The sequence below is a fragment of the Saccharopolyspora karakumensis genome (assembly GCF_004349225.1).
Taxonomy (GTDB): Bacteria; Actinomycetota; Actinomycetes; order Mycobacteriales; family Pseudonocardiaceae; genus Saccharopolyspora; species Saccharopolyspora endophytica.
Genome location: NZ_SMLA01000067.1, coordinates 1 through 13109, shown reverse-complemented (window position 1 = coordinate 13109; position 13109 = coordinate 1). Strand labels below are relative to the sequence as shown.

General features: G+C 71.0%; 11 protein-coding genes. 7 read left to right on the top strand and 4 right to left on the bottom strand.

The window, feature by feature from the left end:
• Positions 1–52 precede the first annotated feature (52 nt).
• The 3 genes from E1202_RS27655 to E1202_RS27645 all read left to right on the top strand — a co-directional run bounded on the left by E1202_RS27655 (position 53) and on the right by E1202_RS27645 (position 4401).
• Positions 53–787 carry a hypothetical protein gene (locus E1202_RS27655; RefSeq protein ID WP_132686268.1) on the top strand — a complete coding sequence of 245 codons (735 nt, stop codon included), beginning with the start codon at positions 53–55 and terminating at the stop codon, positions 785–787.
• A 422-nt stretch (positions 788–1209) separates the two neighbouring features.
• Complete coding sequence (locus tag E1202_RS27650; protein ID WP_132686267.1) at positions 1210–2610, top strand: serine/threonine-protein kinase; 1401 nt, start codon at positions 1210–1212, stop codon at positions 2608–2610.
• A gap of 243 nt (positions 2611–2853) precedes the next feature.
• Positions 2854–4401 carry a serine/threonine-protein kinase gene (locus E1202_RS27645; RefSeq protein WP_132686266.1) on the top strand — a complete coding sequence of 516 codons (1548 nt, stop codon included), beginning with the start codon at positions 2854–2856 and terminating at the stop codon, positions 4399–4401.
• On the opposite strand, the gene E1202_RS27640 is transcribed toward E1202_RS27645, so the two are convergent.
• Positions 4402–5295, bottom strand: coding sequence for a LysR family transcriptional regulator (locus E1202_RS27640; RefSeq protein WP_132686265.1), 894 nt, complete (start codon positions 5293–5295; stop codon positions 4402–4404). It lies immediately after the preceding gene.
• 111 nt (positions 5296–5406) lie between these two features.
• On the opposite strand from E1202_RS27640, the gene E1202_RS27635 reads away from it, so the two are divergent.
• Positions 5407–6363, top strand: coding sequence for a DMT family transporter (locus E1202_RS27635; RefSeq protein WP_132686264.1), 957 nt, complete (start codon positions 5407–5409; stop codon positions 6361–6363).
• Between the two features lie 99 nt (positions 6364–6462).
• Here the strand turns inward: E1202_RS27635 and E1202_RS27630 are convergent, their stop codons facing one another.
• Positions 6463–7149, bottom strand: coding sequence for a response regulator (locus tag E1202_RS27630; RefSeq protein ID WP_132686263.1), 687 nt, complete (start codon positions 7147–7149; stop codon positions 6463–6465).
• A gap of 40 nt (positions 7150–7189) precedes the next feature.
• Positions 7190–8515, bottom strand: a complete 1326-nt coding sequence (locus tag E1202_RS27625; protein WP_235879062.1) for an ATP-binding protein — start codon at positions 8513–8515, stop codon at positions 7190–7192.
• Positions 8516–8637: 122 nt separating this feature from the next.
• Here E1202_RS27625 and E1202_RS27620 point away from each other — a divergent pair, with 122 nt between their 5' ends.
• From E1202_RS27620 to E1202_RS27610, 3 genes are all read left to right on the top strand, one after another.
• On the top strand, positions 8638–9840 hold the full coding sequence (locus tag E1202_RS27620) for a PspC domain-containing protein (protein WP_132686262.1): 1203 nt from the start codon (positions 8638–8640) through the stop codon (positions 9838–9840).
• On the top strand, positions 9833–10021 hold the full coding sequence (locus tag E1202_RS27615) for a hypothetical protein (protein WP_132686261.1): 189 nt from the start codon (positions 9833–9835) through the stop codon (positions 10019–10021). Before E1202_RS27620 ends, E1202_RS27615 begins: the two co-directional genes overlap by 8 nt.
• Before the next feature lie 195 nt (positions 10022–10216).
• A complete protein-coding gene (locus E1202_RS27610; protein WP_132686260.1) occupies positions 10217–11131 on the top strand; it encodes a glycoside hydrolase family 16 protein in 915 nt (304 codons plus the stop codon).
• Between the two features lie 263 nt (positions 11132–11394).
• On the opposite strand, the gene guaA is transcribed toward E1202_RS27610, so the two are convergent.
• Positions 11395–13005, bottom strand: a complete 1611-nt coding sequence (gene guaA, locus E1202_RS27605) for a glutamine-hydrolyzing GMP synthase (protein WP_132686259.1) — start codon at positions 13003–13005, stop codon at positions 11395–11397.
• Positions 13006–13109 lie beyond the last annotated feature (104 nt).

Below are 13109 nucleotides of genomic sequence, written 5' to 3'. Positions count from 1 at the left end.
TCTATCTGAAAGACCTTCCCATTCGAACGGAAGGCGGGTACCTCTTCACGCCGTGGAGCACGCCAGGGAGCGCACGACCTTCGACGACACCGTCACGGTCGCCGAGTTGATCCGGCGCGGCCCGCAGACCCCCGAGCAGGCCGGCCTGGCCGACGAGCTCGCCGGCTCCGACGCCGCGCCCACCCGCAGTCCGCAGGGCGGGCTGGTGGTGCTCACCGCGCTCGGCGTGCTGCTGCTGATCTCCGCCGCCGGGGCCGCCGCGCTGATCATGGCCAAGCCCGCGCAGCTCCCCCGTCCCACCCACTCCGCCGCCGCGATCAGCGGACTCCCCGCGCTGCGCCCCGACCTGGTGCTCGAAGCGACCTGGCCGTTCGGCGGCAACGGCGGCTTCTCCGCGGCCGCGGAGAGCGGCGGCAACGCCTCCGCCGACGAGCCGGACGACGCCCACCTGGCCAACCCCGCAGCGGGCAGCGCGAGCACCACCCTGGGCCTCGTCGAGGACTTCTACGGTCGCGCGCAGGACTCCCCGGAGCGCATCGGTGAGCTGCTCGCCCCCGAGCTCGGGCAGCCGACGGAGCTCACCCGGGCGTGGAGCGCGGTCGACTCGGTGGAGCTCACCGGCCTGCGGATGGAGCCGGACGGTTCGGTGCACGCCCAGGTGAAGGCGGTCTACCCGGACCGCCGCGAGGTGGTGCTGGACCAGCACCTGCACGTCTCGCCGGGGCCGCTGCCGCGCATCGTCTCCGCCGAGTTGCGCAGCGCACGGCAGTTCCAGCCGGGCAGATGAGCACAACAATGCGGCAACGACCCACACCCCCGCCGACCCGGTCCCGTCGGGACCACCACCGCCGGTACCGTGACGTGAGCCGATAGGTGCTGAGGGTCACGAACCCGGAGCGCCCGACGGCCCGGAACCGGACCACCAGCGAAAACGCCTGTGAGACGGGTCCGGGCCACCGCGGCCTCCGGCCCGGGCGGGGTAGCCTCGAAACCGGTCCTACCGATCTTTTCGACTTCGGACCTACGCCCACACGGCGTCGGCTAGGCTGCCGTATCGCGGTTCGGTAGCAACCCGAGTCGTGCTTTGAACGTGTACTTGTGGGGGGCCAAAGCCGGTCCGCCTAATCCGCCGGTGTTCGGTGGGGCAACGTCCGGGATTCCCGGGGTGCGGCCGCCGCTGGGCATCGATAGCAGTACGGGGAGACGTCGGTGAGCGACGAAGGTCGCCTGGTCGCCGGACGCTACCGGGTGCAGCGACGCATCGGCAGTGGCGCGATGGGCGTGGTGTGGGAGTGTGTTGACGAGCGCCTGCACCGCACCGTTGCGGTCAAGCAGTTGCTGTTGCAGCCCGGTCTTGATCCGGGAGAAGCCGAGGAAGCGCGGCAACGGGCAATGCGAGAGGGCCGGATCGCGGCCCGGCTCCAGCACTCGAACGCGATCTCGGTGTACGACGTGGCCGAGGACGAGGGGCAACCGGTCCTCGTCATGGAGTACCTGCCGTCGACGAGCCTGGCAGCGATGATGTCCGACCACGGCCCGCTGCCGCCGCGCGAGGTCGCGCGGATCGGTGCGGAGGTCGCGTCGGCTCTCGGTGCCGCGCACGCCGCGGGCGTGGTGCACCGCGATATCAAGCCGGGCAACATCCTGCTCGGCGACAACGGCCAGGTGAAGATCACCGACTTCGGCATCTCGCGGGCCCAGGGCGACGTGCAGGTCACCAAGACCGGCATGCTCGCCGGGACGCCCGCCTACCTGTCGCCGGACGTGGCGATGGGCCAGGAGCCGACCCCGGCCTCGGACGTGTTCTCCCTCGGAGCCACGCTCTACGCCGCCATCGAGGGCCACCCGCCGTTCGGCCTCAACGAGAACACGCTGGCGCTGCTGCACGCCGTGGCCGCGGGCAAGATCGAGCCGCCGCAGCAGGCGGGTCCGATGGCCCAGCCGCTGATGGCGATGATGGCCGCGCGCGTGCAGGACCGGCCGGACATGGCGCAGTCCCGCGAGATGCTGCAGGCCGTGGCCGACGGCGGCTCGGTGAACTCCATCCCGACGATGGCCGCACCGATCCCGCCCGCGCTGGCACCGGAGGCCCCGGACAACGCGACGAGCGTGATGGGCTCGGGCGCCGCAGCGGGCACCACGGTCGCCTACTACGAGGACGACCCGTACTCCGAGCGGCCCTACGAGGACGCCACGTCCTACATGGGCGCCGACACGCGTGCCGACTCGGCCGCCTACGAGGAGCCCCGGCGCAGCAAGCGCCCGGTGATCATCTCGGCGATCGCGCTGGTCGCTGTCGCGGTGATCGCGGTGCTGGTGACCTCGGCGCTGCGCGGTCCGGAACCGCCGCCGCAGCGGCCCGCCAACCAGCAGACGGAGGCCCCGCAGGTCCCGCCCCCGCCGCCGGAGACCACCACCGAGGAGGAGACGAGCACCAAGCAGACCCGCACCTCCACGCGGGAGACGCAGAGCTCGTCCGAGGAGACTCCCACCTCCGCCGAGGAACCGACGTCCACTCCCAGTCAGCCGACGTCGAGCGACGACGCGCCGACCTCGCAGCGTCCGACCCGGACCAGCACGAGCCCCAGCGGTAGCGTCACCACGCAGTGAGGTAGACCTGATCAAGGTCGACGTTTCGCGGCCGGAGTGCTCATCGACAGGTGAGCGCCCCGGCCGCAGGCGCATTTCGGCCCCGGTGCCGCCCGGAAGGCGTGGCCCAGTAACGTGGTTGCGGGCGTGACACCGTCGGGTGAAGCCGGCAGCGGGGAGTCGTTCCGCCTCAGTGCAAACGAAAAATCAGGCAGTCCTTAGACAGGCGAGCCCCGTCGGGCGAGCCAGTACCAGGAGACACCGGTGAGCGCCGAAGGTCGTTTGATCGCGGGCCGGTACCGCTTGCAGCAAAAGATCGGTAGCGGCGCCATGGGCGTGGTGTGGAAGGCCGTGGACGAGCGCCTCCACCGCACGATCGCCGTCAAGCAACTGCTGCTGCAGCCCGGTTACACCCCCGAAGAAACCGAGGAAGCACGTCAGCGGTCGATGCGCGAAGGCCGCATCGCCGCCCGCCTCCAGCACCAGAACGCCATCGTGGTGTTCGACGTGGCCGAGGACGAGGGCCAGCCGGTGCTGGTCATGGAGTACCTGCCCTCGACGAGCCTGGCCGCGGTCATCGACGAGCAGGGCGTGCAGCCGCCGATGCGGGTGGCGCGCATCGCCGTCCAGGTGGCCGGGGCGCTCGCCGCCGCGCACATGGCCGGCATCGTCCACCGCGACCTCAAGCCGGGCAACATCCTGCTCGGCGAGAACGACCTCGCCAAGATCACCGACTTCGGCATCTCGCGCGCCATCGGCGACGTCGCGGTCACCAAGAGCGGCATCCTCGCCGGCACTCCCGCCTACCTGGCGCCGGAGGTGGCGCTGGGCCGCGACCCGGCACCCGCTTCGGACGTGTTCTCGCTGGGCTCGACGCTGTACGCGGCGATCGAGGGCGGCCCGCCGTTCGGCACCGACGAGAACGCGATCAGCCTGCTGCACCGGGTCGCGCGCGGCCAGTTCGAGCCGCCGCGCCAGGCCGGGCCGATGACCCCGGTGCTGATGCAGATGCTGTGCCCGGACCCGGTCGACCGGCCGACGATGGCGCACACCCGCGACCTGCTGCAGGCCGTGCTCGACGGCCGTCCGGTGCCCAGCGCGGCTCCGGGTGCCGGCGCGGGCTGGCAGCGCCAGCAGCAGGCTCCCGCCCCGGCCCAGCACGGTGCCGGTCCGACGATGGCGTACCAGGGCGGCATGGGCGGCGGCGCGAACCCGCCCACCCGCGTGGGCGCCGCCGGTCCGGTGGCCGCCGCTGCTCCGCCGCGTCGCGGTGGCAAGCAGGTCGCGCTGTGGATCGTGGCGATCGTGGTGGCGATCCTGGTGGGCGTGCTCGCCGCGAACGCCTTCGGCTCCGGCTCGCAGAACCAGGGCGCTCCGTCGTCCGCCCCCGTGCCGCCGCCGGCTGCGCCGCCCGCACCGACGAGCTCGGCCACGCCGACGACCACGAAGTCGCCGGCACCGACGAGCAGTCACGCCCCGACGTCGAGCGCGACGAGCACGAACAAGCAGGTGACCAAGGAAGAGCTGGTCTCCACGGTCAAGAAGTACTACAAGCTGGTGCCCAAGGACCTCGACGAAGCCTGGGAGCTGCTCGGGCCGAGCCTCCAGTCGCAGGGCAAGGAGCGCTACCAGGCGTTCTGGAAGCAGATCGACGACGTCAAGATCATCGGTGAGCCGGTGCAGTCCGGCGCCAACGTCGTGGTCACCCTGCAGTTCACCAAGGACGGCAAGAAGAGCACCGAGATGCACGTCCTCGGCATGGTCGCCAACACCGACGGCGACGCCCTGATCAACACCGACAACCGGACCTGATCAGGCCGCGATCTCGGTCAGGCAGTCGATCAATGACCGCGCAGCGGGCAGGTCGGCGACGGCTTCGCGGACGGCGACGTGGAGGCGGCGGACCGGCTCCGGGTTGGTGACCGGGCGGATCTCCACGTCCGGGTGCACCACGTTCAGCCCCAGCTGCGGCACCAGGGCGACGCCCAGGCCCGCCGCGACGAAGCTCTGCGCGGAGTAGGTGCTGTCGGTCTCCAGCGCGACGCGCGGGGTGAAACCAGCGCTGGCGTAGGCGTCGAGGAGCAGCCGCGAGCAGATCCCGCCGCTGGTCACCGCGCTGTTGATCCAGGAGTCGTCGGCCATCTTCGCCATGTCGACGCTGTCCTGCTCGACCTGCGGGTGGGAGCGGGGCAGCACCACGCGGTACGGGTCGTCGGCCAGGTGCACCAGCCGCACGCCGTGCCGCTGCGGCACCGCGTCGCCGAGCACGATGACCGCGAGGTCCGCCTCGCCGGCGACGACGTCGTCGAGCAGGCCCTCCTCCTGCAGCTGCAGGTCCAGCTGCACCTCGGGATGTTCGGCGCGGAACTTGGCGACCGCCTGCGGGATCAGGCCGACGGCCGCGGTGGTGAAGAACCGCACGCGCAGCAGCCCGGTCCGGCCCGCGCGGATGTCGGCGAGCTCGACCTCGGTCTCGTTGAGCACCTCGGAGATCTGCCCCGCCCGCTCCGCCAGCAGCGTGCCCGCCGGGGTGGGGCGCAGGCCGCGGCCTGCCTTCTCCAGCAGCGGGGTCCCGGCCTCCTTCTCCAGGGTGGACAGCTGCTGGCTGATGGCCGAAGGGGTGAACCCGAGGTTGGACGCGGCGGCGCTCACCGAACCGCTGGTGACCACCGCGCGCAGGACCTGCATCCGCCTGACGTCGAGCACGCCGCCGATACTACAGCATTTCTTAACGGTTAGTTGAGATTAATTCGCTTGTCCTTACTCCTCGGCTTTTGCAAGCTGGTCTCACCAACACGACGGCACTGGGGAGCGGCCATGAACAACCCGACCAGCTATCTGCGACTGGGCGCGCTCGCGCTCTTCTGGGGAGCGAGCTTCCTGCTGATCAAGCTCGGCCTCGAAGCGCTGTCGCCGACGCAGATCGCGCTGGGCCGCATCGTGCTGGGCGCGCTGACCCTGCTGGCCATCTGCGCGGTGCGCGGCCTGCGCATCCCGGGCGACCGGAACCTGTGGCGGCACATCGCCGTCGCCGCCGTGTTCGCCAACGCGCTGCCGTGGGTGCTGCTGGCCGTCGGCGAGCAGAGCGTCGAGTCCGGACTGGCCGGCGTCCTCAACGCGACGACTCCACTGTGGACCGTTCTGTTCGGGCTGCTGGCCGGGCGTGAGGCCCTGCCACCGCGTCGCGCCGCGGGGCTGCTGATCGGATTCCTCGGCGTGCTGGTCATCTTCGCCCCCTGGCAGGGCGGCGCGATGCTCGGCTGGGGCGTGCTCGCGTGCGTCGCCGCGTCGGCGAGCTACGGCATCGGATTCGTCTACACAGGATGGTTCATCACCGGGCGGGGCGTACCGCCGCTGGCCCTGGCGACCATGCAGCTCACCGCCGCGATCGGGTTCTCGCTGCTCGCGCTGCCGATCGACGGGCTGCGGATGGTGCACTGGGACCCGGTGGCGCTGCTGGCGGTCCTCGCCCTCGGCGTCGTCGGCACGGGCATCGGCTTCGCGCTCAACTACCGGCTCATCGGCGACGAAGGGGCCACCACGGCTTCCACCGTCACCTACATCATGCCGATCTTCTCGGTGCTGCTCGGCTGGCTCCTGCTCGGCGAGCAACTCCCGTTCCGCGTCCTGCTCGGCATGGCCGTGGTCCTGCTCGGCATCGCCCTGACCCACCGCAAGAGCTCAGGCCCGTCGATCGCCACCCGCCTCTGGACGGCCGCCAACCGAGCCTCCCACCTCTACGCAGACCTGGCCACGAACCACCCCATGAAGTGATTCGAGCTCGGTCCACGGGGAGAACGACCTGCGAGCGGCGCAGCCGCGAGCCGTGAAGACCGCCCTCGCAACCTGCACCGCCATGCAGAACGAGTCCTCTCAGACGAGACGCCGGTCTGAGGCCCAGCGGGAGAGTTCGTAGCGGTTGGAGAGCTGGGTCTTGCGCAGCACGCTGGAGACGTGGGTTTCCACGGTCTTGACCGAGATGAACAGCTCGGAGGCGATCTCCTTGTAGGCGTAGCCGCGCGCCAGCAGGCGCAGGACCTCCCGCTCCCGCCGGGTGAGCAGGTCCAGCTCGGGGTCACCGACGGGTGCCGCGTTCGGGCCCTCGGAGAAGGCGTCGAGGACGAAACCGGCCAGGCGCGGCGAGAACACCGCGTCCCCGGCCTTGACCCGGGAGATCGCGTCCACCAGCTCGCGCCCGGAGATGGTCTTGGTGACGTAACCGCGGGCGCCGCCCCGGATGACCGCTATGACGTCCTCGGCCGCGTCGGAGACCGACAGGGCCAGGAAGACGATCTCGCTCCTGTCGTCACCGGACTGGGCGCGGACCTGCCGGAGGACTTCGGCACCGCCGCCGTCGGGCATGTGGACGTCGAGCAGCACCACCTCGGGCCGGTAGTGGCCGATCCCGGCCACGGCCTCGGCGACCGAGCCCGCTTCGCCGACCACTTCGACGGCGTCGGCGGCGGCGAGCTCGGCGCGCACCCCGGCGCGGAACAGCGCGTGGTCGTCGACGAGGAACACCCGGACCGGGCGGGACTCCTCGGTGGCTTCACCGGTCACAACATCCTCCGCAACGTCGTTTCCCCTGGCAGGCTACGCTTCACGCCGCCGACCTGGGCATTTCCATGGCCACCTCGGTCCCCTGACCGGGCGAGGTGCGCACCTTGACCTTCCCGCCGTGCCGCTGCACGCGACCTCGGATCGAATCGGCCAGGCCGTGCCGGTCGTCGGGAACGGCGTCCGGGTCGAACCCGGCGCCGCGGTCGCGCACGAACACCGACACCAGGTCGGGTTCGACCTCCGCGTAGGCGCTGACCTCGCTGACCCCGGCGTGCTTGGCCGCGTTGACCAGCGCCTCCCGGGCCGCGTTGAGCTGGGCGGTGAGCCGGTCGTCGACCTCGCAGTCCCCGACGACGACCTGCTGCACGGTGATCGCGAAGTGGTCCTCCACCTCACCGCAGATCCGCGCCACCTCGGCGGCGAAGGTCCCCTTGCTGGTCACCTCGGTCTCGGCTCCGTAGCCGTCCGGGCCGTAGAGCCAGCCGCGCAGCTCGCGCTCCTGCCCGCGGGCGAGCCTGCGGACCTCGCGCTCGGAATCGGCCTGCTTCTGGATCAGCGCCAGCGTCTGCAGCACCGAATCGTGCAGGTGCGCGGCGATCTCGGCGCGCTCCTGGGAGCGGATGCGACTGGCGCGCTCCACGTTGAGGTCGCGCACCAGGCGCACCCACCAGGGCACGGTGAGCACGGCGACGCCGACCAGCGTGGCGCCGGAGGCGAGCAGCCCGGTCGGCAGCGCGTCCAGCGAGGTCGTGCTGCCGACGAGCAGCGCCATGCCGAGCACCACCAGCACCGCGCCGGACAGGACGCGGATCCAGGCGCTGCGCGCACCCGATCCCAGCAGGGCGCCCGCGACCCCGGAGCGGGCTCCCTGCCGCCAGCGGCGGCGTTGCGAGTCGTCGGCCTCCCGCCACACCACGGCCGCGCCCACCAGGGCGACGACCAGCGGCACGGTCAGCCAGGCCGGCATCGACAGCACGGCGCCGAAGGCGACCAGCGCACCGACGCCGAGCAGCACGATCCCGAAGCCCTGCTGCCACTCCTGCCTCGTCGCCGGGCGCGAGCCGCCGCCCTGCGGGACGAACACCCACAGCAGCGCGTAGGCGAGGATTCCGGCGCCGCCCAGGGCCGAGAGGATCGCGAAGGTCATCCGCACCCACAGCACCCGGACGCCCAGGTGCTCGGCCACGCCCGCGCACACCCCGGCCAGCAGCCGCCCGTCGCGTGTCCGGCGCAGCGGCGGGTGCGCGGGGTGCACCTCGTCGGCGGAGGGACTCACGACGTTCAGCCGGTCGGTCCGCAGCGGGTTCACCTTGTGCTGAGCGCGCGGGGTCTTCTCGTCGGGGGCCATCACGTCATCGATGGTCACACGGTCGAGGGCCGCCAGGCATCAGGGACTGCCCTGACAAACCCGGAAACGGGCCGGTTCCGGGTCGCACTCAGGGGCGTCCCCGATTCCCGCGAACGGCGCCGGATCGGATAGTGGTCGGTATGAACAGCACGCAGCAAGCAGGTGGTGTCGAGGCCACCGTGCGCGACTTCTGGGCCACCCGGCCCGTCCGCCCGACCGCCGGGAGCAAGGTGGCGGGCGTGTCAGCGGCGATCGGACGGCGCTACGGCGTCGACCCTATCCTCGTGCGCGTCTCGTTCGTGGTGCTCACCTGCTACGGCGGCGCCGGCATCGTCCTGTACATGCTGGGCTGGCTGCTGTTCCCGAAGGAGGCCGCGCCGCTGCCCGGCCAGACGACGCCGAGCCGCGAACCCACCCGGACCTGGATCGCGGCCGTGCTGGTGGTCCTGCTGTTCCCCGGCATGCTGTGGATGATCAACTCGATGGCGGTGCTGGGGCTGGCCGCGGGCCCGATCGCGCTGTACTTCCTGCACCGCAACCAGGGCGACCGCCAGGTCACCGGGACCGAGAACCCACCGCCCCAGGCCACGCCGACCGGCGAGAACACCTGGGTCTACCCGGGTGTGACCGCGCAGCAGCAGACCCCGCCCGCGTGGGACCCGCTGGGGGCCGCGCCGTTCGCGTGGGACCTCCCTGAACCGCACGAGCCCGAGCCGCCGGAACCCGAGCACCGGCGCTTCCGCTGGTACAACCCGGCCGCGCTGCTGGTCGTGTTCGTGTGCACGACGGTCGTCGCGTCGCTGGGCGCACCGACCTACTTCGTGCTGGCGACCGCGCTCGGGCTGCTGGGCGCGGCGATGGTGATCGGCGCGTTCCTGCACGTGGGCCGCTGGCCGATCGTGATCGCCGTGCCGCTGACGATGATCGCCCTGCTCGCCTCGGTGGTGCACCAGGACCGGATCAGCGACGTGGACGTCGCGGACTTCGGCGTCGGCGACGTGCGGTTCTCCCCCGCCTCGATCTCGGAGGTGTCGCCGAGCTACGAGCGCTCCGCCGGGACGATCGACCTCGACCTGTCCCAGCTGCAGATCAGCAGCGGTCAGGTCGTGCGCACCGGCGCCCACGTGGGCGCGGGCCACGTCCAGATCCGCGTTCCCTCCACTGTGGACGTCCGGGCGGAGTGCGGGGCCGACGTGGGCGAGGTCGACTGCCTGAACCGGTACGCCAACGGCCGGAACCTGCACCAGGCGATCACCGACCAGGGACCGGATGGGCCCGGCGGCGGCGAAATCGTGCTCACCGCGACGGCGGGCACCGGAAACGTGGAGGTCATCCGTGACTGACGAGAGCAAGCCCTACGAAGGGCCCGACCCGATCCTGCTGATCGCGGGCACCATCTCGGCGATCATCGCGGCCGCGGTCGCGCTCGACCTGGAGAGCCAGTTGCAGTGGATCCTGGCCGGCGCCGCGGTGCTCGTGGGGATCGTGCTGCTGGTCATCTCACTGCGCAAGCGCAGCGACTGAGATTCCCAGTTGTGCCGCGTTTTTCGCGGCCATGGGTGAACTTCTCCGGGAATTTTTCCCGTTCCTGCTCCGAACGCCGATCTGCACTCTTCCAAAACTCGCCAACACCCCCCGGGTGCGGTGCCGGTCTGCTGATACTGCGGTCTTGATCGATCCGAACAGCGTTGCTCCCCACAATCCCCGCAAGGAGCTGCCATGACCAGGAACCGCGTGCTCGCAGGCGGTGCCGTGCTCGCCCTGTTCGTCTCGCTCCCGTCCGCCGCAGCGGCGCACCCGAGCGAGGCGCACGAGGACGTCAAGCCGCGCGCCGAGGTCTTCTTCGACGACTTCTCCGGTAGCGAGCTCGACCGCTCGAAGTGGCAGGTCGAGGTGACGGGCGAGAACTTCGGCACCGTCAACAACGAGCAGCAGGCGTACGTCGACTCGCCCGAGACGATCTACATCGACCACGACGGCGGCACCGGTGCCCAGAACGGCGCCTTGGCGCTGCACCCGCGCTTCAAGCAGGGCTTCCAGGCGCCCGACGGCGGCACCTACGACTTCGTGTCGGGCCGGGTGAAGACCGAGGACAAGTACGAGTTCACCTACGGCAGCTACTCCGCGCGCATCAAGCTGCCGGAGAACGCCACGGCCTCGGGCCTGTGGCCCGCCTTCTGGTCGCTGGGCACCAGCATCAACGAGGGCGAGCCGTGGCCGGCGTGCGGCGAGGTCGACGTGATGGAGCACGTCGGCGAGCCGTGGACGAGCTCGGCCATGCACGGCCCCGAGTACAACGGCAACACGCCGATCACCCACCAGCAGAACTTCGAGGGCAAGGACCCGGCCGACTGGCACACCTACCGGGTGGACTGGACGCCGGAGGGCTTCACCTTCTTCCTCGACGACACCCAGACCTACCAGGTCACCAAGGCCGAGTTCGACGCCAACGGCTGGACCTGGGTCTTCGACGACCCGCAGTTCATGATCCTGAACTTCGCCCTGGGCGGCCAGTACCCGCAGGGCGTCAACGGCGTCACCGAGCCCTACCCGGGCCTCCCCCAGGAGAGCGTCGACAAGGTCAAGGCAGGCACGGCCCGCTACCTCGTCGACTGGGTCAAGGTCGAGCAGTGAGGCAGGGAGTGGATTCACCACTCATCTTGCTAGGCGGTGCGGGTAGCGGAACCTGACACGCCCTTCTGGCTCCGGGATCCGAGACTGATGTGACCAATGCACGGCGCTACGGCTGTCCTCCCCAGAAGACGTGTCAGAACCCGCGGCGGTGCGAGCTGCGAGGGTGGTCATCACGCCTCGCGGCTCCGCCGCATGCGCCTGATCGAAAATCCAGGGCCGCGCGAGAAAGGTCCCTCTGACCTGGCCAGAGGGACCTTTTCAGCTCATTCCCACTCGATGGTGCCCGGGGGCTTGGACGTGACGTCGAGCGTCACCCGGTTCACGTCGGAAACCTCGTTGGTGATGCGGGTGGAGATCTGCTCCAGGACGTCGTAGGGCAACCGGGTCCAGTCCGCGGTCATCGCGTCCTCGCTGGACACCGGCCGCAGCACGACCGGGTGGCCGTAGGTGCGGCCGTCGCCTTGAACGCCGACGGAGCGGACGTCGGCCAGCAGCACCACCGGGCACTGCCAGATGTCGCGGTCGAGACCGGCGGCGGTGAGCTCCTCGCGGGCGATGGCGTCGGCGGCGCGCAGCGTCTCCAGCCGGCCCGGGGTGACCTCACCGATGATGCGAATGCCCAGGCCGGGGCCGGGGAACGGCTGCCGGTGCACGATCGTCTCGGGCAGGCCCAGTTCCAGGCCGACCCGGCGGACCTCGTCCTTGAACAGCGCGCGCAGCGGCTCGACCAGCGAGAACTGCAGGTCTTCGGGAAGCCCGCCGACGTTGTGGTGGCTCTTGATGTTGGCCGCGCCGGAACCGCCGCCGGACTCCACGACGTCCGGGTAGAGGGTGCCCTGCACCAGGAAGTCGATGTGGTCGCCCTCGGCTCCGGCTTCGGCCTGCAGGTCGCGGGCGGCCTGCTCGAAGACGCGGATGAACTCGCGACCGATGATCTTGCGCTTCTCCTCGGGGTCGGTGACCCCGGCGAGCGCGCCCATGAACCGGTCGACGGCGTCGATGGTCACCAGCCGGACGCCGGTGGCGGCGACGAAGTCCCGCTCGACCTGCGCCCGCTCGCCCGAGCGCAGCAGACCGTGGTCGACGAACACGCAGGTCAGCTGGTCACCGATGGCGCGCTGCACGAGCGCGGCGGCGACGGCGGAGTCCACGCCGCCGGACAGGGCGCAAATCGCGCGGCGGTCGCCGACCTGCTCGCGGATCGCGGCGACGGTGTCGTCGACGATGGACGAGGTGGTCCACTGCGGGCGGACCCCGGCGATCTCGTGCAGGAAGCGGCGCAGGACCTCCTGGCCGTGGGGGGAGTGCACGACCTCGGGGTGGTACTGCACGCCGGCCAGCCGGCGCTCGACGTTCTCGTACGCGGCGACCGGGGTGTCCTTGGTGCCCGCGGTGACCTGGAAGCCCTCGGGGGCCTTGCTGACCGAGTCGCCGTGGCTCATCCACACCGGGTGGTGGCCGGGCAGGTCGTTGTGCAGCCGGCCGCCGTCACCGCTGATCTCGACCTCGGTGCGGCCGTACTCGCGGGTGCCGGTGTGCTCGACGGTGCCGCCGAGCGCGGCGGTCATCGCCTGGAAGCCGTAGCAGATGCCGAACACCGGGATCCCGGCGTTGAACAGCTCGGGATCCACCTGCGGCGCACCGTCGGCGTAGACGCTGGAGGGGCCGCCGGAGAGGACGATCGCCGCGGGATTGCGGGCGGCGATCTCGGACACCGGGGTGTCGTGCGGCACGACCTCGGAGTAGACCTGCGCCTCGCGCACGCGCCGAGCGATCAGCTGGGCGTACTGGGCGCCGTAGTCGACAACGAGAACAGGCCCGTTGGCGCTGTTGCTTGCGGAACCGGACACGTGGTCGCCGACCTCCTTGGCCATCGCAGTGCGGTCCGGTCATTGTCGCAGGTAACGAAGGCCACAACCGCATCGACCCGGGGTTTGCGCCCCGCCACCCACCGCGGAACAACGACGTCCCCCACCGC

Excerpts from the sequence above, each read along its gene's own strand:
- E1202_RS27635 (WP_132686264.1), top strand. The coding sequence starts at position 5,407 with ATGAACAACCCGACCAGCTATCTGCGACTGGGCGCGCTCGCGCTCTTC.
- E1202_RS27620 (WP_132686262.1), top strand. The coding sequence starts at position 8,638 with ATGAACAGCACGCAGCAAGCAGGTGGTGTCGAGGCCACCGTGCGCGAC.
- E1202_RS27610 (WP_132686260.1), top strand. The coding sequence starts at position 10,217 with ATGACCAGGAACCGCGTGCTCGCAGGCGGTGCCGTGCTCGCCCTGTTC.
- guaA (WP_132686259.1), bottom strand. The coding sequence starts at position 13,005 with ATGGCCAAGGAGGTCGGCGACCACGTGTCCGGTTCCGCAAGCAACAGC.